Here is a 20,186-nt window from a genome sequence, read left to right on the forward strand (position 1 = left end):
TCTATTCTTCCTTAAGTACATCGACCGGATTGGCAACGGCTGCCCTCATGGATTGAATACTTATGGTTAGAAAAGCAATGAGAGAAGTCATCAACAAAGCCAGCACCACTGGTACGAAGCCGATGGAAATTCTATATTCAAAGGACCTGAGCCAACCATTCATTGTAAAAAAGGCTAGGGGAACAGAAATTACAAATGCAATTAGTACCAATTTGGCAAAGTCACGGTTGAGTAATAAGACAAGACTGCTTACGGAAGCTCCCAGAACTTTCCTTACTCCTATTTCTCTGGCCTTCTGAATCGTAGCAAATGAGATCAAGCCCAGTAAACCGAAGCAGGCAATGAAAATCCCAAGGATTGCAAAAACGCCAAACAGTTTGCTCAATTTACTTTCAGCACTGTAGAGCGCATTGTATTCGTTTTCGATAAAGTCATATTCGAAAGGCACATTCGGAGCAATTCTCCTCCACCGAGCCTGAATTTTTGATATCGTGTTCTCAACATTTTGGCCACTAATTCTCACTAGTACACTATTGAAGTCTTGGTCAGACATAAACACCATGGGCTTAATCTTCTCTCTCAGGGATTCAAAGTGAAAATCTTGAACCACCCCCCTGATAACCCCGTTTCGGCCATTCATAAATGCTCTCTTTCCGATAATCTCTTCTGCAGACAAGTCAAATTCTGCCAAGGCCTGCTCATTCAAAACAAAACCAAATGTCTTTTCATCAAATGGTAAATCTGAGGCTACGCTCTTGGCGTCAACATCTGTCATAAATGTGCCTGAGATCAATTTCATCTGAAAGGCGTCCAAAAAGTCAATGTCTGTTCTTAAACCAGCCACCATTACTTCTTTTTCCACATCAACATCTTTTAATATCATGCTATAGCCGGCATCGATTTTAGTTGGACTCTCAGAAGACAGTGTCATATCTAGTACACCCGGTTCTCTCAGCATTTCCGCTTTGAAGGCAGGATAGTTCTTTCTTATTCCTGACGTTAGGGGAAGTAAGACTACATTTTGGTTATTGTAACCCAGATCCTTGTTCTGCATATAACTAAGCTGTTCAAAAACCACAACAGTGCCAATAATCAGCGAAATGGAAATAACGAATTGCCCTGTCACTAAAAACTTTCTAACGACTACCCCGCTTTTGGAATTCTTGAAACTTCCTTTTAAAACGGTAATAGGCCTAAAACCTGAAAGCACAATAGCTGGATAAATTCCGGCAAGCAAGCCAACAAATAATGCAATGAGTAATACCCCCGCTATTGGCTCGAACTGCCATAAATCTGCTATAACAAATTGTCGATCCGCCAAGGCATTGAAGTAAGGTATTGTGAGCATTGCCAAGACAATGGCGAGCAAGGCAGAAATAAAGACTATCAAGAGAGACTCACTCATAAATTGGTAGAAAAGGTTATGTCTATAAGCACCCATTACCTTACGCATACCGATCTCCTTAGCTCTAAACACAGCTCTGGCAGTGGCCAGATTGGTGTAATTGATCGAGGCAATAGAGAGTATCAAAATTCCGATGAAGCCAAATATGTACAGATACTTCATCTCATTCTGAGGCTGGGGATCAAAGTCGACTCCCAAACTAGATAAATGAATGTCCAAGAGTGGCTCTAAGGTATACTCAGGCAACCCCTCCTCGTCAGTCGACCTTTTGACCAGATCAGGGATTTTTGCCTCTACATCTTCTGGTTTTACCCCCTCTTTCAATACCAGATAAGTTGTAAAAGAGGCACTGTTCCACCTTGGAATTTTAAAGAAGTTGGAAGTGAGACTCGTGTAAGAAGTCAAGAAGTCAAATTGTATATGGGAGTTCGAGGGAATATCTTTCAAGACTCCCGTGACCTGATAATCTCTTCGGTTATCAATTTTCAACACCTTTCCCATTGGGTCTTCCTGACCAAAGTATTTACTGGCCATCTCTTCTGTCAGTACAATCGAATAAGGTTGGTTCAAGCATGTTTCAGGGTTACCAGCCAAGAGTTCAAAAGAGAATACTTTGAAAAAGGTGCTATCGACATAAAAGAGATCAACCTCCTTAAATACATTCTCCTTGTACTGAACCGTATAGGCATTAAAAGCGCCTCTGCTTTGAAACCTGACTCCTGCCTCTACTTCTGGAAACTCCGCTTGAAGCGAAGGAGAAAGAGCACTTGGAGTACTAGAAACCGTCAAATTGGCCGGCGTAAAAGTGGAATGAGCAACATACGTCCTATTCGCCTTTTCATGAAAGCGATCAAAACTGAGCTCATGAAGCGAATAGACAAGGATTAATACTGCGCAGGCCATTCCAACACCCAAGCCCATAATGTTCATTGCAGTATAGCCTTTGTTCTTGGTCATGTTGCGGAAGGCAATCTTTAGATAGTTAGTCCACATATCGAAAATGTTTTGTGAGTTTCCTGAAGTATTTCTTCTGGTGATGAAGTACCAATTGAAGTGCTTAAACACATCGCCCCAGTAGCGCCTTCTAGCCTTTTTCAGGCCAAATGACTCTAGGTTGTGTTCGAATAATTCGTCTAAATCTCCTTCTACCTCCTCATGAAAGTGAGGGTCGCACAATAGCTTGAGTAAAAACCGAGCTGACTTTGGTGGCGCGTTATTCATTAAAAAGAGGTTTTGATAGAAAAGGCTGATGGGTCAATCTGCGCCCACATGTTCTTACGCAAGTCCATGGCCATTTTAAGTGCTTTCTGCCCGTAGATCGTTACGGTATAGTATTTTTTTCTTTTACCCCCACGCTCCTTGGTCTTTACTCCGAATTCCGATTCCAGATAACCCTTCTCTTCAAGCCTGTTGGTAGAGGCGTGCACTGCACCAATGCTGATTTTTCTATTCGCCTGCTTTTCGAGCTCCAACTTAATCGCTACACCATAAGCACCTTCTCCTAGGATGCCAACCGTAAGTAGTATCAATTCCTCGAACTCCCCTAAGTAAGTACCTTTCATGAGTTGATTATTATATATTTCATAAATGTATATAATATTAATAAAAAAATAAATCGCATATATGAGTGATTGAATTAATCCGAAAAGGTTGCAGCGGATAATCAGAAACCTCTCTCCCACTTACTGGCTTCTTGCTTACGTTTCATCTCGCCAGAGTCGATCATTTCCTGAAGTCTGGAGTTGCGTTCTGAAGCTTTACTGGTCAGGTGCCAGTGACCACAATGGTCGCATTCGTATACATTTTGAGGACCCTCGTGAGGCAAGAATCCCTTGTAGATATGCTGATCGATCAGAGCCGTTTCGGCCAGGTCTTGGGTGTAATATTGATATTTACGAGTTGAGCAGGACATCTTATGATACAATAGTATTGAGTACTTTGTATCAAGACAAGCCAGAAGGTCTAATTATTCGATGGAAAACGACATCTTTGGATAACTAATCGATCCTATGTCATTTGAGTTAAGCGAACTCGCTAAAGTTACAGCCGATTATATCAACACCACCGATAGGCATATATTCCTGACGGGAAAAGCGGGTACAGGAAAAACCACTTTTCTCAAATACATAGTAGCCAATTCTCACAAGAAAACAGTAGTGGCCGCCCCAACAGGTATTGCAGCAATTAACGCTGAAGGCGTCACCCTCCACTCACTTTTACAACTGCCTTTCGGTGCATTTATTCCCGAGAGGGTTCAACCTCCGAATGTAAATGCACAAATAACAACGCTCTTTAATCTCTTTTCAAATCTGAGATTTAATGCCTCCAAGCGAAACTTGATCAACGAGATTGAACTATTGATCATAGATGAAGTCAGTATGCTACGTGCCGATCTTTTGGACTGCATCGACCATATGCTGCGATTCCTTAGAAAGAGGAAGTATGAGCCTTTTGGTGGACTTCAGATGCTATTTATCGGAGACTTATTGCAGCTTCCTCCCGTTGTAAAGGACAATGAGTGGCAGGTGCTTTCTAACTATTATGGAAGCAGCTACTTTTTCGAAGCGCATGCGCTGAAAGACAATCCACCTATCAATGTAGAATTAGACAAGGTCTATCGACAAAGCGATCAGCGCTTCATTAATATTCTCAATCGCTTTCGCGAAAATGAGCAAAGTGCCGAAGATATTTCGGCACTCAATCAACACTTTCGTGAAGATTACCAAAGCCTATCGAGCCAAGGTTATATCCACCTAACCACACATAATCGTAAGGCGGACGAAATCAATACAACCCGTTTAGCAGAACTTACCACCAAGCCAAAGTCTTATCGCGCCAAAATCCAGGGAGAATATCCTGAGAATCTATTCGCCACGGCCGATAGCATGGAATTGAAAGAAGGCGCGCAGGTCATGTTTATTAAAAACGATCCCAGTGGTGAGGGTCAGTTTTTCAATGGCAAGATCGGCCATATCACAAGGCTTGAAGCCGATGACATTCGGGTAACCTTTGAAGATGGTAACGAAGTACAAGTCCCCTTCTACATTTGGGAAAACAAGCGCTATACACTCAACAAAGAAACCAATGAAATTGACGAAAAAGTACTCGGCAGTTTTGAGCAATATCCACTTAAGTTGGCTTGGGCAGTAACGGTTCATAAAAGTCAGGGACTCACTTTCGAAAAGGCCATTCTCGACTTGACCGATGCCTTCGCACAAGGACAGGTCTATGTAGCACTATCGCGATTGACCTCATTAGAGGGTTTAGTGCTCTCCTCCAAAATCCCTGAGTCAAATTTTGATCTGAGCGAATCCATGAAGGCTTTTGCCCAGTCAAAAGCTTCAGTGGACTCTCTGTCAAATAACCTTGCTTCGGATAGAAAGCAATATCTACAAAAGCTTATTAGCAGCACCTTTAATTTTGGAGGACTGATTTATGAGTTGCAAACCCATGAAAGAAGTTTTGATAAGCAAGAAAATCGTTCGGCCAAGCAGCAACACCATATTTGGACCAAGGCCTTAATCGAAGAAGTGTTGCCCGTTAAAACCGTTGGCGACAGTTTTGTAAAGCAAGCTCAGGGTATCGTCAGTCGAGAGGATGATTATTTGCAACAGTTAACTGATCGGGTAGATAAGGCCACTGCCTACTTCACGCCTATATTGTCAAAGGCTTCCAAAGATTTAAAAAGTCATGATGCCAATCTCAAAGAAAAAACAAAGCTTAAGACTTATCGCAAAGAGCTAAAAGCCTTAGAGCAGGCTTTCTTTAACAAGGTACTGGCCTTGCAAAAAGTATCATTGCTGGTTAAGTCTATGGCGGAAGACAAAGTGCTGACCAAAGAAGATTTAGAAGCCAATGACCTACATAAGGCTCGGAAAATCGAGCTCAAGGTTAAGAAAAAGGACAAAACGCCAACAGCAGAAATCTCCTTCAACCTATACAAAGAGGGTAAGACCATAGAAGAGATTGCCGAAGCCAGAAGTTTGGTACCTAGCACGATTGAAAGCCACCTGTGCCAATATGTAGAAACTGGTGACATCGACCCTTTCGAGATTGTCGACAAAGAAAAGCTCAATAACATTCTCTCACTGATCACTCCAGAGACCTCTGGTTCAGGAGAAATTAAAGCGCAATTAGGGGATGAATATTCTTGGGGAGAAGTGAAGATGGGAATAGTTTACTATCGTCTTAAAAACCTTAAAAAGGATTAGTCTACTCTGAAAACCCTTCCTTGCTGGTCAGCTACCAATTCATTTTTTAGCTGATTTCTGCTAGCATACCTGCCAGCTTCTTTAGTACTTTCAACAAACCACTTAGGACTATTTAACACTGACCCATGAGCACACCACAGACGATTCCAGGTTACATCAAAGTGACCATTATCAACAACTCAAAAATTAATGAAAACGAGCTTTACATATTTTTGCAAAGTCAAACCCAGATTTATCAAATTTCGAAAACTGACCAGAAGGCTAGTATTGCATCACCTCCGAGTTCTACCAGTGGTAAGGCCACAACTTCTGATGCACCATCAATTAGTCTAGCTTCTCTAAAGAAAAACGGAGAATACGCTTTTTACATTGATCAGTCTCAAAAGTTGAAATCAGGTAGAATGTATTTCAGTGACTCTGCATCTGCAGTGCAAATCACTAGCACCAATGGCGTACTGGGCTCTATCAATGGACCTTCACCCACGGCACCGTTTATTTTTGATTTCGTAGAACTGACCATCAAAGGAAACGAAGAAGTTAACCTTGACACTACCCAGATCGATCAATTCGGCATTCCCATCACTGTTCAAGTCACGCCTGGTGATGCAAACTTCCCTAATGGTACAGGCATCGTGTCGGGTACGAAAAGATCAACTGTTATATCGAATTTCACGGCACTTTGTGCTAATACAGCGTTTGCTCCCTACAAAGACTGTATGCAGCCAATTGCTGCAAGAGCGGCAGTTCCTGCTAAAGGCAGCACTCCGGCAAAAGCCGCAATTCCAGCATCTCACCGCTTAATTGGTCCGCAGCACCTTATTGATACTTTCATCGTACCAAACCAGTACAAAGGAGATGTCAGTAATGCTACTTCTGGCACACCTAATACAGCTACATTCACACTCACCACACCAAATCAGAATTTTGGATCCATCACTGGATGGGTGGCCTCAGGGCCAGGTGTACCTCCCGGGGCAACGGTAAAATCAGTTGCTACTAATACGGTAACGCTGGAAAGCAGTAAGGGCAAATTTGTGAACATAAGCGGGAGTCAACTTTGGTTTTATAAGAAGTCGTCCGCTGACATCATCAGCAGTATGGATGATGCCATCTATCAGATGTTTAAATACTATCAAACGCACAAACTTTATATGGTTGCCAACGGCACCAATAGCGGTACTGAAGTTTACGAAGGTGAGGTCATCACTGACTTTGTACTACCTAACAATCTTCCGGATGTCAATGACAATGTCGGGACGAAATACACGGTATTCCAATTCACAGGAACAGGCTACAGATACGATGATGCGTCAAATGTGCTTACCCCAGTACCAGGTTTGGCAGCAGGCGAAACTAATGTCTATCAGGTCTTCTACCCCTACTTCTCAACCAATTGTGAAGCATCGCCAAACAGCAATGACCTCACTCCTAATGGACCTCCAGCGCCACCGGTTTGGTTCAAAGATGGTTGGGGAGCTAACATACCTGCAGCAAATGGTGGACCTTTAGGAAATATTAATATCGTTTCCCCCGCTACACAAATGGCTTTAGGCTGTGCAGGAACTTTTGCGGATAGTTCTTATCAAAGCTGGGCGTATCATGCTTCTTCCAACAACAAACTTCAAGATGTCACTGTTTTGGGCAACATTGAAAACCAGTTGGTAACCATGTTGAATCGAGGTATCTCTCCAAACACGGGGTCTGGAAATAACAATCTACAGCTCAAACTGGGCTACATCACGCATAACGGACTAGACCCAATTGATTTATCTAACCTAACCGTAATTACGGCCTCAAAAGCTACCGCTCCAACAAAGATACCTCTGGCATCTGCCATAACAGATTTTAAACTCAGTAACCCGGCATCTACTGGAGTTCCAGTATACACAATTTCTGGAAAGCTCTACGTATCGAATACTCTGGTCCAAACTTTTACGATCGATGAAAAAGGCAATCCCACTTTTGCCAAATCTGGATCTCCAGCGAACTATGCTACAGGCCTTACTTTTGACAGCTCCAATTCAACCCTGAGCATCAACTGGGCCAGTGCCATGAACATTACTGCTGTGACTGCCGAAATCTCATTTTCTTATGGAACCATTTTGAGTGACAGATATGCTACCCTTAAATTCTTAGACCCGAATAAACCAACAGCACCTGTGACATTCACGAATGACTTAGGAACTGGTAATTCCGGTATCGAGGTAGGTATGCAGATGACCACTACTTCCGAATTCTCACAACCCATGGAAGTCTACTTTGTCAACAGTGATAAGAGTAGTATTATCCTAAAATCGCCAATGCCATTTAGCCCTTTCAACGCTGGCATTCTCTTGTTTTCAAACTTCTACCCAATGAACAAGAAAACACCAGATGGCGCATGGAATATGTACTCCTATTACTTCCACAATGGAAATCTTGGCGCTGACACACCTACGATAGATGGAAGAGGTTATGCCTTTCCTTTTGACGACAACGGAGGCTATAGCTCTGACTTGGATGTCACCATGACGGCAAGTACGGTTGTGGGTATCGATGTAACCTTAAATGAAACGGTTTAGGATTAAATAAGCCCTAATGTTATGATTCATGCCATTCGCTCAGGAATGGCATGAACACAAAGGGTGAAGTCGCCATGCCGGAAAAACAGGAATTGATATGGGGACTCTTTCGGTCTTGATAAACATCAAGACACTCAGAGTGACGGAATCATTTATAACCCACTCTTCCAGAATGCCTTCAATTCACTGGCAGTACCCGCGAAAACATCACGATCACAATTGCCAATACCATTGACACTATGTGGCTCTGGACCGCGAACACCATCGGTATATTGCCACATGGTATATTTCGACCACCCTGAAGGCAGGCTTGGATTGGAACTGTACTGTGCCAGCCATAGCGGACACTGACTTAAAACGTTGTTTCCACTACCTAAAGACTGTTTGATAAGGCTTCCGCCATACAACACGGGATAACGTCCCACAGCATCTTTAACCCGTTCTACAAACTCTACTGCTTGAGGCAGTGTCATTGTTCCCTGAGAGGCTATGGCATTCTCTTCCCAGTCTAGCACCAGAAGGGTATTCGCATCAGCTGCCGCTACTTGTAAAAAGTGGGACACTTGTGTACTTACATCCTGTGCCGTACCAAAGTGATAGGCTCCCCAAAGCAATCCCTCCTGTCCTGTGGCAACTCTCTTGGATGCATATTCAGGGTCGGTATAGCTAGCCCCTTGCGTGGCTTTATGGATTACACCCAAGAGCCCATCTGCTTTCACTTTGGCAAAGTCCACATTAGATTGAAAATGAGAAATATCGACCACTGCATTGATATTCCCTACGGGCGGAAATGTATTTGCTGTAAACTGAAAACCCAAAGCCCGAGCCGCAGCAATGGTGTTATTACCCGCCATTCCGTCTGCTGAAAGACCTTGGGCCGATTGAAAGCCTTTGGTAGCCGCTGCCGTGCCAGACCCGAAGATACCATCGGCCGCACCTGCATTAAGTCCTTGTGTGTTGAGAAAATTCTGCCAGTCTTTCACTTGCTGGCCTTGAGAACCAATTTTTAAGAGCATATGTGTGTTGTTTGTGTTTGATAAATAAGGTAGGCTTTTCGCTCCAAAAAGTAAAACCGAGAGTCCTCTATAAGACTGATGCTTTCAAGATTTAATAATGGGAAAAAATCATGAACTTTCGAATCATGAGGTTAGACGATAAACAAAGCCTGCTTCTCGAATTTGTGAAAGCATGCCACACCGATCAGAAAAGGAAGTATACCCACGAGCCCTATTGGCACCATGTTTATGCTGTTGCGGAAATAGTCGCGGAGTACGAACCCTCTGGATTAGAAATCGCTTTATGTCATGACCTCCTGGAAGACACCGAGTGTACAGAAAATGATTTAAGTGAAAAACTTATAACCTGTGGATATCAGAATGAAAAAGCAGCCTTTATTATTGCCGGAGTGCTTGACCTAACTGACCAGTTCACCCACGAGGCATATCCTGAGTTAAACAGAAAAGCACGGAAAGAGAAGGAAGCCCAACGACTTGGAAACATTAGCTATATAGCCCAAACCGTCAAATATGCGGATTTGATCAATAATTCAGAGTCCATTACTGAACATGACAAAAGCTTCGCCAAAGTTTACCTCTCCGAAAAAGCGGATATGCTCAAAATTATGGATCAGGGGCATCCTGAATTGTTTAAGAGGTGTATTAATATATTGGAACAAATCTGATAGAGTAATTAAGAACACTATGAATAGGCAGGCTTAAGTCTACAGTGTGCCCCCCAAAGACGAAACAAAAAAAACCACCTTGCGGTGGTTTTTTTGTGGAGCCGGAGGGGATCGAACCCTCGTCCAGATAAGGAACACAAAGCGCCTTCTACATGTTTATTTGCTGATTAATTTTCGAGTTTGATAAGGACAGCAGCCACCCTGATTCAAACCTTAGATGCGATTAGTCTTACGCTTACGTCACAACTCCGCAAGCGCCAGTTCCGCAGTTGATGCCTCGGTTGCCGACCCGGCAGAACAGGGGGTCAGCGAGACACATTGCTATCTAATACTAATTAGGCAGCAAGGGCGTATTGTCTTTCGCCATTTATAAAGTATGATCGTTTTATTTACGGGAAATACGAACAACTCCCGACATGCTTACACTTGCATTTCACCTACTGTCAATTCCAGTCGGCCCCATGCTAAACATCGTAGCCTTGGCGTAGATGTCAATAATTAAGCACCTTCGCAAACGCTTCGGTGCCTGATACAAAGGTAACTGCTTTTTGGTTCACATCCGTGCTTTGAAAAACTTTGAACAAAGAACATTCAACATCTTCCCTAAGATTTATATCTTGCGGCAATGGAAAACTTCGTTGTCTCGGCTAGGAAATACAGACCGGTTGGCTTTGAGGAAGTGGTGGGACAAGAACATATCACCACAACCCTTAAAAACGCCATCGACAACAACCAATTGGCCCAGGCACTCTTGTTCTGTGGACCGAGAGGCGTAGGTAAAACTACCTGTGCCCGTATTGTTGCAAGACTCATCAACGAACAGACCATTGAAAACCCTTTAATGGGTAACGATACTTTCAATATCTATGAACTGGATGCTGCTTCAAATAACTCGGTGGATGACATCAGAAATTTGATTGAGCAGGTCCGCTACCCTCCTCAACAAGGAAAATTCAAGGTATATATCATAGATGAGGTGCACATGCTTTCTAATCAGGCCTTCAATGCCTTTTTGAAGACCCTGGAAGAACCACCTTCGTATGCCATCTTTATTTTGGCCACCACAGAAAAACATAAAGTCATTCCTACAATTCTTTCTCGCTGTCAGATTTTTGATTTCAACAGAATTGAGATCAGGAATATTTCAGATCAGTTAAAAATGATCGCTGACAAAGAGGGCATCGAAGTTGAGGATGAGGCATTAAACCTGATTGCTCAAAAGGCGGATGGTGCTATGCGCGATGCTTTGTCGCTTTTTGACTTGATTGTCACTTTCTCTAAAGGAAAGAAAGTCACTTACAAAGACACCATTGACAACCTCCACATTCTGGATTATGACTATTACTTCAGAATGACCGAAGCTCTTTTCGGGGAGAATACAACCGACACGCTTTTGATCTTCGATGAGATCTTGAAGAAAGGTTTCGATGGACACAATTTCATTGTAGGACTGAGTAGTCACTTACGCGATTTGATGGTATGTAAGGACAATGCGACCGTTGAGCTCCTGCAAGTGTCGGATAGTGTTAAGGCCCGCTATACTGAGCAGGCAAATCAAATCCCACTCTCCTTTCTGCTTACCGCGCTCAATATTGCAAGTCAATGCGACATCAACTACAAAGCCAGTAAGAACCAGCGATTGCATGTAGAGTTGGCCTTAGTCAAGATGGCCCACCTGAACGCAGCACTTTCGCTAGCCCAAGTGAGCACCAACGGTGACTCATCAAAAAAAAAACTTTAGCTGAGCCTAGTCCCGAGCAAGTTAAACCTGAAGTAAAAACAGAAGCACCTCCTGCTCCTGCTCCTGCTCCTGCTCCTGCTCCTGCTCCAAAAAAAGAAGAAGCGCCTCCACTACCAACCGCTGATGATGAACCTCAACAAGTCGAACCTGAGGTAATAGTAGTTCCTGAAAAAGAACCGGTTGCACCAGTTGTCGAGACGCCTGTCGCTGACGCCCCTAAAAGGCCTAGCATAAGAAAGTCACCTTCTAAGACCATGGCCGTTCCGACTGACTTGAACGCCCTGAAACAGGAGATTAACAAACCGAAAGAAGAAGAGAATCAGGAAGAGGAGGATACCGCAGACTTGAGGTCAACGCCTTTCACCCCAGAAGACGTTGAAGCTGCTTGGCAAAGCTTTTTAGCCAATGGAAACTTCCAAAATTTGGATCAAGAGCTCTTCAAAAATCCATACTTGCTTGAAGGAAATCAATTGACAGTTTCTATACCTAATGAAGCTTTGGTATCGAGTTTTGAGAGATTTCGTGGGGAACTGCTTCAGCATTTGAGGAATACGTTGAAAAACGATCACATCTCATTGCATTCAAATGTGGTTGAAATTGCCCAAGAGAAAATGCTCTATACCGACCGTGAGAAGTTCGAGTTTCTTAAGAATAAGTACCCGGCATTAAAAGACTTACAAGAAAAACTCGGCCTCGACCCTGAGTTCTAGTGTCCTCCCCTAGGGGAGGTGTCCAAAGGACGGAGGGGGTACTCATTCTAAATATTAACTCCTCCGATTAATAAAATAGAAGCTCCATTTGAATATAAGATCCTTCGTTGCACTCAGGATGACGAAGCGATAGAGTTTTTTGGGAACAACCCCTCTGTGTCTCCCCTTCATAAGGGGAGAAGTTGATAATAAATATCAATTCCTAAAGTCTCGTCATTACGAGAACACGGTTCGAAGTAATCTCCATATCATTTGTACTATCAGCCTCGACTTGGTCTCTTTTTCTGTGGTGAAGCATAAGATCATTCACTGCTCTCAGGATGACGAAGCGATAGAGTTTTTTGGGAACAACCCCTCTGTGTCTCCCCTTCATAAGGGGAGAAGTTGGTAATAAATATCAATTCCAAAAGTCTCGTCATTACGAGAACACGGTTCGAAGTAATCTCCTCATCATTTGTACTATCAACCTCGACTTGGTCTCTTTTTCTGTGGTGAAGCATAAGATCCTTCGTTGCACTCAGGATGACGAAGCGATAGAGTTTTTTGGGAACAACCCCTCTTTGTCTCCCCTTGATAAGGGGAGAAGTTGGTAATGGGCGACCATGGAATCACTTGATAAACTCAATCTTATAGTCATTTCGAACGTGCCTGTCGCTAGACAGGTCAAGTGAGAAATCTTAACCACGCTTACTTTCTATTCTGAGCTAGTAAGGTCTGCCACATGTAGAGAATCTCAACCATCTGACCGCTTCGAGCGGTCGGATGGATAAACTCCTTTTTCTTTTTTCTGAGCGCAGCGAAGAATCTGTACTCGTGGATAAGATCCTTCGTTGCACTCAGGATGACGAAGCGATAGAGTTTTTGAGAGCAAGCCCTCTAGGTCTTCTCTATAAAAGTTGATAAGTGCTAGAAACCCAGCACAAAGCCGACATTGATGACATTCTTGATTTGCAAGTCCCTCCCCTGACTACCGTCCGAACGAGTAATGATCACATCATCATCGTAAATGAGTTGGGTACTGATATTAGACTGGATAAAGTCATTCACCTTAAGGTTGAGAACAGCCTCAACATTGACTACAGTATTAGGAAACTTCTCATAGTTTGAAAAGAGGTTAAAGTTCGCCTGAAACTTCACATTCTCCATTATATCCTTTTGAACCCCGCCTCTTAAACTTATCCCCGCCTCAGATCGGATTTTATCATTTGGCGTAATTCCAAAGGCTCCTGCTTCGGACAGTGAGTCGTTCAAAACAAAGGTGAATCGACCAGTGAATGGAGCCAAGGTCGCTGTATACCCTTTTTTGCTATCTCTAAATGTAAGACCCAATGATGCTTGCAAATAACCTGGAGCCATAAAGTCAGAGATCAGTGTCCTTCTTGTGTCGCTTGTACCCGAAATCTTTTCAATTTTATATCCGCGATCCATCTGCGTCCTGAAGTTGACAGCGGAAGTCATCAGTACCTTTTCGCTAAACTTTTGACTGTATTTAGATGATAAGACCACCGCATCATCTGTCTTTTCAAAACGGTTACCACCTCCTCCATTCCGAATTACACCATAACCAATTTGTGCCTTGTTTTCCCAAACTACAGTACCTTCTTCGTAATTGATAAATCCTTCTAATCCACCCCCAACGGCAACAGACGACTCTCCGCCAGCAGCCCAATTGGTCAACCCAACTTGCTGGACGGTCACATTCAGTTTTCCCCCTTTTTTCCAAAAGATAAGGCTATCGGGTACAGCAACCGTAGTATCCTTGTCCGTGGGCTTCTCTTGAGCAAAACCCGCAAAACCTAAGGCACTAAATAAAAAAATAAGAAGAAGGCGCTTTGGCCCGCAAAAAATAGTAAAGCTCAAATCTATAATGCTTCTATGGCCTCTTTAAAATTTTTAGTCTGTCTCCCGGTGAAAGTTCGTTGGTTTCCTTGTCATTCCACTTCTTAATATCCTCGACTGTCACATTGTACAGTTTTGAAATCGACCAGAGTGTTTCACCGACTTTTACCTCATGCATCACCTCTTCCAATCCAATGACTTCGGCTTTCGCTTTTGGGACTAATAATTTAATTTCTTGATTGACCTCCAGGCCATCTTGAATACTCAGTTGATTCCACTCCAGTATATCGTCAATCTCAACGCCATAAATACGAGATATTGCAAAGAAAGTCTCCTTGGCCTTCACTTTATGTACTACTATAGAATCAGTCTCTGTCGCTATCAGAGGCCTAATCGTTTTGGGCTGTACGAAAACCTCGTTCTCTTCCTTCGAAGGCGGCACCTCTTCGGCCTTTGGTTTTTCAACGCTACGCTCGACAGCAGTGGCCAATGATGCCTCCGTTATCAGTCGATCCTCAGCGGAGACCTCCTCTCGAGCCACAAGTACATTACTGTATTCAACAGGTATATTCTGTGGTCTGATAAAGCGAAGCCAAAGCACTCTTCCCACCTTGGGCTGGTCACTTTCTGCCATTCGATTCTTCTGCCTGAGCTTATTTAATCGAATACCATAGTCCTGCGCAATTGACCAAAGGGTTTCGTTTTGCTGAACCACATGATAGTGGACCTTACCCTTAACCTTCTTGTTCTTCAGGTAGTAATAGGTATCTCCTTTAAAGCGATTATTACCCGCGATATCATTGAACTTGGTTAGCTTCTTCATACTCAGCCCTGTCCTTCTCGAAAGTGACTGAATATTCTCATCAGCCCTGGCCCTTACGGCAGGAATACCATTCATTTTAATTTGGCCTGCATCATAAGCCCTACTTATGTTCCCGGTCATTTGTGGGTAAACTCCCACGTTTCCTTCCAACGGCCTGAAAGCATTTCCTGCCTGGGCGGAAACAGGTGGTCTTCGCTTAGTCCGGTTAGTTCCTGTGTTGGTTTTAGGCTTAGTAGCAGGTTTTTGATTATCGCGATTTTGAGCAATGATTTGCTGTTTTCCTTTTGTAGGGTAAATCACCTTATAAGATTTATCCCCAGGAATTTGAGACTGATTTAGCCACTTGTTAAATCGCTTGAGTTCATCATAATCTACCTTTATGTCTTTACTTACTTGCCGAAGAGTTCTCCCTTTGCCTTCAAATTCATTAAGACTCACCTCAGGGTGTTTGCGACCTTCACCTACATAATCTTGAAAGGCCAATTTATGCGCGATAAACTTTTTAATATACCAATGTGACTTGCCGGTAATATTCATCGATTTGGCACCATAGAGTTTATCTGCAACAGAGCGTTGTGTACCTGTTAGTCCTTGAAGATAGGACTGAAGCGATAGCACCCAATTGTCAAAAACAAAGTTGGATCGCTTTAGGTACTTGGTGGCTCCTATAGTGGAAGCAATTATATGTTTCCGTTCGTCCACCACATTGTCTACCCTAAGGCCTAACTCCTGAGCCGATGCTTTCTTAAACTGCCAAAAGCCCACTGCATTTGAAGTCGATACAGCATCAGAAATAAACTCTCCTTCCTGTATGGCCAAATATTTAAAATCATCAGGGATGCCTTCTTTCTTTAAGACATCTTCCACAAAATGCATGTAGAGATTGGATCGATCAGCCTTTAGTTGAAAATGATATTGACTTCGAATAAGCAGATCTAGGGTCTGCTCAATTTCCTTCTTGGCCTCGTTATTGATTTTGAGTTTTACACCAGCGACCGTTATTGTAGAGGGGACATTCATTGGGGCTTGCGCTAAAGAGCTCAACGAAGCCATCATTAAGATGATGAATGACACTAGAAGATGCCTCACTATTTTTTTCTTATTACCATCAAGCCATCTCTTACTGGAAACAGTACGTTTTCAACCCGATCGTCTTCTTGAACGAAACGGTTGAAATCGAGGATTGCTTGTGTGTCTTTGTCAGTTTTCTTTTCTGTCTGTACTACTTTGCCACTCCAGAGCACATTATCGGCTATAATGAATCCTCCAGGCCTGACTTTATCGAACACTAAGTTAAAGTAATTAGTGTAATTTTTCTTGTCAGCATCGATAAAGACCAAGTCAAAAGTTGCATCTATTTCGGGGATTAAATCCATTGCATTACCTATGCGATAATCAATTTTCTCTGTCAGTTGTGCCTTTTCGAAATAATCCCTTACCATAGCCTCCAATTCCTCATTAATGTCGAGGGTAATGAGCTTACCTTCTGGTACCAAACCTTCCGCCATACAAATGGCTGAGTACCCTGTATATGTACCAATTTCTAAAATGCATTTGGGCTGAATCATATGACTCAACATAGAGAGCATTCGACCTTGAAGATGCCCAGAAAGCATCCTTGGCATCATTACTTTAGTATATGTATCTCTGTTCAAATCAGCCAGCAGACCTGACTCCCCATCGGAGTGGGCTTCTACATAGGCCTGAAGATCTGCAGGTAGAAATTCCATTAGTTCTTTGGTAAGAAAGTTAGGTGACTCATTTGGTCCTCGATCAGGGATTCATTCGCAATATCTTGTAGCTGCTCACTACTAATTGACCTAATGCTTTTTATAATGCTTTCCAAACTATGCACCTTATTAAGATCAAGAATACTCTTTCCCATCATCAGCATTAGACTGGCATTGTTTTCTTCAGCCATTGCCAGCTGTCCAACAAGCTGTTCCTTGGCTTTATGAAGTTGCAAGGTGCCCAGTTGCTTGTCACGCAACAACTTGAGTTCTTTTGAAATCAGCTTTTTACTTCTGTTTACCTGGCTCAGCTCTGTACCGTAGAAAATGGCAAACAAACCAGTGTCAGAGTATGGGTGATAGGCAGCCTCAATGTTATAGACGAAACCGTATTTCTCTCTAAGCGCGAGGTTCAAACGTGAGTTCATACCTGGACCTCCTAAGATATTCATAAGCATGAAAAATGGTAGTCTTCGCTTATCGTTCAAAGCATAAGCTGTGGTACCAATAGCGCAATGCGCCTGCGTTATATTTCTTTTGATAACCTCCGAACTTGGCGTATACCCTTCGAAGGTGATTCGCTGTCTTTCGGCTTTGACATGAGGAATGGCTCCAAAATACTTTTCCGCAAGTTTTTTCACTCGCTTTAAAGGAACGTTACCGACACAGGAAAACACAATGCCTTCGGTATTCATATTAGCCTTCAGAAAGTCTTGGAAATCATTTCTATGAAACGATTTGACACTAGATGGAGTACCTAGGATATTTTTTCCTAGTGGGTGGTCTTTAAAAACTACATCATCAAATTCATCCTGAATAGCATCCTCTGGGCTATCGTGGTATAGAGACATTTCTTCGAGGATCACACCTCTTTCATTCTCAATCTGTTTCTCTGGAAAAATAGAATCAAAGGTGATGTCTTGAAGTAATTCAAAGGCACTTTCCATATGCTTTTCTAGCGCTGAAGCATAGAAGCATATTTTCTCTTTGGTCGTATAAGCGTTTAGCTCACCACCTACTGAATCAAGACGATTCAAGATATGGAAGGCCTTCCTTTTCTTTGTTCCTTTGAAGGCCATGTGCTCCCAGAAATGGGCAATCCCCAACTGATCTTCACGCTCGTCCCTGCTTCCAATATCAAGCACAAAGCCACAGTGTACAATTTTTGTACTTGGTACTTCTTTGTGTACTATTCTAATGCCGTTTGGCAGTGTAAACAGGTTATAATCAAGCATCTCCGATTCTCCTCAATTCGGCAAAGATAATTATTTAATAAGCACTTAGAGAAAAGTATTAGCCTTTGTTACTAAGCTACCTGTTGCTTTTCGACATAGTCTTTCATGCGCCCGAGATTGTGCATGGCCTGACCATAAATCATATCTGAAAATTCAACAGGTATAGGTTGACGATCTCCAGTCAATGCTCGGAATGATAGACGGGTGCCATTTTCTGTTTTCTTGAGCTCGTAGTATGCCAGCATGGTCATGCCACTATTAACAGAGCGCGCTTTTTCTATATAGACGATCTGATCTCTTTCCCCTACATCTTGTAGCGTTTTAATATCGAAGGTATCTCCATCAAACTCACAGATGTGTGTACTTCCGATACGGTTGATGCTAGAGTCCATTTTCATATCGATGAGACCATCCACAAAGTTTGACTTTTCACCATTATCCGTCAACACAGCATGTACTTCTTGTAATGGTGCTTCAATCTCGATGTCCATCACCCTCGCCAGGCCAAAAATTGACGAGTAATCCTCAGCACTTTCAGGATCTAATACATCTTCCTTTAGGTACCCAATTGGAGCATAACAGTAAGGTACTTTACCGATTAAATCATAATGGTCCTCACCTACTTCCCAATCTAATCCTGATTGCTCATCAGCAATATTATAGGCATCAGTAGCTAAAATATATTCTCTCGAAGGCACACTGTTCTTCATCAAACGATGGGCAATGATCATATCGGCACCCGAAAGCTTGGTAAACTGCGCTATCTTAATTTCTTCAAACATGCCATAATGGACAATAAACTTTAGTGAAAGAGCGCTCGCATTATTACACGCACCACACCTGCAAACGCTATCTCTTTCTATGACCTTTAAGAAGTAATGAAAGTTCTTGAAGGCCTGGCTACAAATTGCTTCAATTTCCTCGAGGCTCACCCTGCCATTAGCGTAAGTCAATAAAGCATCTCCTTCTATCTCGGCCAACGTAAATTTTGACTGAACAGAATCCGCAATTACCTGCAGTAATTCATTGATAATATGCGTGCTATGACTCAATTCGGTTTTAGTCATAAAACTGGTATATCCGCTTATATCTGGTATCAGTATGGTGGCTTGTTGCATGCTAAGTTTCGATCTAAAACAGTGAACACATTTTTCGGAAAATCAATTCCTTTATATTTGAGTGAATTCACTATCAATGGCAATTCGTCAAATACTCGTTATTCAAACTGCCTTTATCGGAGACGTTATTTTGGCTACTGGGTTGCTAGAAAAACTACATTCTAAATTTCCTGAAGCAGAAATAGACTTTCTCGTCCGTAAAGGCAATGAGAGTTTAATGAACGAACACCCCTTTGTAAGGGAGACAATTGTCTGGGATAAAAAGGGTGGAAAGTATAGAAATCTGTTCAAGCTGATCGGAAGAGTTCGAAAAACGAGGTATGACTTAGCTGTGAATGTTCAGCGATTTGCCAATTCTGGTTTGATCACTGCTCTATCCAAAGCTGGTTTGAAGATTGGCTTCGACAAAAACCCATTCTCATGGGCCTTCGATGAAAAGATTCCTCATGAAATTGGAAATGGGGTTCATGAAGTGGTTAGGAACCATGACCTGATTCGTAAGCTTACCGATGATGAACATTGCAAACCAAAGCTTTATCCCTCGGAGCAGAACTTTGAATCCATCCAGCAATGGCAAGAGCAACCTTATGTCTGTATAGCTCCAGCGTCCGTCTGGTTTACCAAGCAATTCCCTAAAGAGAAGTGGATTGAACTAATTAAAGCCTTGCCATTTGAAGGCAATATTTATCTGCTTGGCGCCCCTTCGGATAAAGATTTATGCGATGAAATCAGTCAGAAGTCTGAACGCGGCAATGCTCACAATCTCTGTGGGCAACTCTCACTGTTGCAGTCAACAGCTCTAATGAAAGGGGCTCAAATGAACTATGTCAACGACAGTGCTCCAATGCATCTGGCCTCGGCCATAAATGCAAAAACGTGCGCCATATTCTGTTCTACTATCCCAGAATTTGGATTTGGCCCATTGGCTGATGGATGCCATGTTGTTCAGGTGGAAGAAGCACTCGACTGCCGTCCTTGCGGACTGCATGGAAAAAAGGCATGTCCTAAAGGCCATTTCAAATGTGGTTTTGATATCACCACCCAACAACTTATTTCAGTTTTAAACTGACACACAAAAGAACCCTTCTTTTTCTCAGCATTTCCTGCTTAATTCGTTGCACCACCATTTGAG

General features: G+C 42.7%; 16 protein-coding genes and 1 other RNA gene. 6 read left to right on the plus strand and 11 right to left on the minus strand.

Translation table 11 applies throughout. From position 1 onward, the window contains the following. Position 1: 1 nt before the first annotated feature. From J4E76_RS18260 to J4E76_RS18270, 3 genes are all read right to left on the minus strand, one after another. Entirely contained in the window at positions 2 to 2,626 is a 2,625-nt protein-coding gene (locus J4E76_RS18260; RefSeq protein WP_208506232.1) for an ABC transporter permease, read from the minus strand. Beyond that, the gene (locus J4E76_RS18265) at positions 2,626 to 2,967 is read right to left on the minus strand and encodes a PadR family transcriptional regulator (protein WP_208506233.1); all 342 of its coding nucleotides are present in this window, start codon (positions 2,965 to 2,967) and stop codon (positions 2,626 to 2,628) included. Before J4E76_RS18265 ends, J4E76_RS18260 begins: the two co-directional genes overlap by 1 nt. 101 nt (positions 2,968 to 3,068) lie before the next feature. Next, a complete protein-coding gene (locus J4E76_RS18270; RefSeq protein WP_208506234.1) occupies positions 3,069 to 3,317 on the minus strand; it encodes a hypothetical protein in 249 nt (82 codons plus the stop codon). A 97-nt stretch (positions 3,318 to 3,414) separates the two neighbouring features. Between J4E76_RS18270 and J4E76_RS18275 the strand changes: the two genes are divergently transcribed. Together J4E76_RS18275 and J4E76_RS18280 are read left to right on the plus strand one after the other, a co-directional pair. Next, positions 3,415 to 5,616: a helix-turn-helix domain-containing protein gene (locus J4E76_RS18275; RefSeq protein ID WP_208506235.1), complete on the plus strand. Its 2,202-nt coding sequence runs from the start codon at positions 3,415 to 3,417 to the stop codon at positions 5,614 to 5,616. Between the two features lie 125 nt (positions 5,617 to 5,741). Beyond that, on the plus strand, positions 5,742 to 8,177 hold the full coding sequence (locus J4E76_RS18280; protein ID WP_208506236.1) for a beta-1,3-glucanase family protein: 2,436 nt from the start codon (positions 5,742 to 5,744) through the stop codon (positions 8,175 to 8,177). A 152-nt stretch (positions 8,178 to 8,329) separates the two neighbouring features. On the opposite strand, the gene J4E76_RS18285 is transcribed toward J4E76_RS18280, so the two are convergent. Next, positions 8,330 to 9,193 carry a GH25 family lysozyme gene (locus J4E76_RS18285; RefSeq protein ID WP_208506237.1) on the minus strand — a complete coding sequence of 288 codons (864 nt, stop codon included), beginning with the start codon at positions 9,191 to 9,193 and terminating at the stop codon, positions 8,330 to 8,332. Between the two features lie 125 nt (positions 9,194 to 9,318). On the opposite strand from J4E76_RS18285, the gene J4E76_RS18290 reads away from it, so the two are divergent. After that, positions 9,319 to 9,858 (plus strand): HD domain-containing protein, encoded by a 540-nt coding sequence (locus tag J4E76_RS18290; protein WP_208506238.1) that lies wholly within the window; start codon positions 9,319 to 9,321, stop codon positions 9,856 to 9,858. A gap of 93 nt (positions 9,859 to 9,951) precedes the next feature. Here the strand turns inward: J4E76_RS18290 and ssrA are convergent. Then, positions 9,952 to 10,319: a transfer-messenger RNA gene (gene ssrA / locus J4E76_RS18295) on the minus strand. A 164-nt stretch (positions 10,320 to 10,483) separates the two neighbouring features. Here ssrA and dnaX point away from each other — a divergent pair. Beyond that, on the plus strand, positions 10,484 to 11,599 hold the full coding sequence (gene dnaX / locus J4E76_RS18300; protein ID WP_208506239.1) for a DNA polymerase III subunit gamma/tau: 1,116 nt from the start codon (positions 10,484 to 10,486) through the stop codon (positions 11,597 to 11,599). A gap of 254 nt (positions 11,600 to 11,853) precedes the next feature. Continuing rightward, a complete protein-coding gene (locus J4E76_RS18305; protein ID WP_208506240.1) occupies positions 11,854 to 12,309 on the plus strand; it encodes a hypothetical protein in 456 nt (151 codons plus the stop codon). A 202-nt stretch (positions 12,310 to 12,511) separates the two neighbouring features. On the opposite strand, the gene J4E76_RS18310 is transcribed toward J4E76_RS18305, so the two are convergent. From J4E76_RS18310 to J4E76_RS18335, 6 genes are all read right to left on the minus strand, one after another. Further along, entirely contained in the window at positions 12,512 to 12,682 is a 171-nt protein-coding gene (locus J4E76_RS18310) for a hypothetical protein (RefSeq protein WP_208506241.1), read from the minus strand. A 533-nt stretch (positions 12,683 to 13,215) separates the two neighbouring features. Beyond that, on the minus strand, positions 13,216 to 14,169 hold the full coding sequence (locus tag J4E76_RS18315; RefSeq protein ID WP_208506242.1) for a DUF3078 domain-containing protein: 954 nt from the start codon (positions 14,167 to 14,169) through the stop codon (positions 13,216 to 13,218). Between the two features lie 13 nt (positions 14,170 to 14,182). Beyond that, positions 14,183 to 16,045 carry a LysM peptidoglycan-binding domain-containing protein gene (locus J4E76_RS18320; protein ID WP_208506243.1) on the minus strand — a complete coding sequence of 621 codons (1,863 nt, stop codon included), beginning with the start codon at positions 16,043 to 16,045 and terminating at the stop codon, positions 14,183 to 14,185. 14 nt (positions 16,046 to 16,059) lie between these two features. Then, on the minus strand, positions 16,060 to 16,701 hold the full coding sequence (locus tag J4E76_RS18325; RefSeq protein ID WP_208506244.1) for an O-methyltransferase: 642 nt from the start codon (positions 16,699 to 16,701) through the stop codon (positions 16,060 to 16,062). Continuing rightward, a complete protein-coding gene (locus tag J4E76_RS18330; RefSeq protein ID WP_208506245.1) occupies positions 16,701 to 17,936 on the minus strand; it encodes a pitrilysin family protein in 1,236 nt (411 codons plus the stop codon). The genes J4E76_RS18325 and J4E76_RS18330 overlap by 1 nt, the downstream gene beginning before the upstream one ends. A 71-nt stretch (positions 17,937 to 18,007) precedes the next feature. Next, positions 18,008 to 19,054 (minus strand): DUF2652 domain-containing protein, encoded by a 1,047-nt coding sequence (locus J4E76_RS18335; protein ID WP_208506246.1) that lies wholly within the window; start codon positions 19,052 to 19,054, stop codon positions 18,008 to 18,010. Between the two features lie 76 nt (positions 19,055 to 19,130). Between J4E76_RS18335 and J4E76_RS18340 the strand changes: the two genes are divergently transcribed. Then, positions 19,131 to 20,123 (plus strand): glycosyltransferase family 9 protein, encoded by a 993-nt coding sequence (locus tag J4E76_RS18340; protein WP_208506247.1) that lies wholly within the window; start codon positions 19,131 to 19,133, stop codon positions 20,121 to 20,123. Positions 20,124 to 20,186: the final 63 nt, after the last annotated feature.

The organism is Roseivirga sp. E12, assembly GCF_017592825.1.
Taxonomy (GTDB): Bacteria; Bacteroidota; Bacteroidia; order Cytophagales; family Cyclobacteriaceae; genus Roseivirga.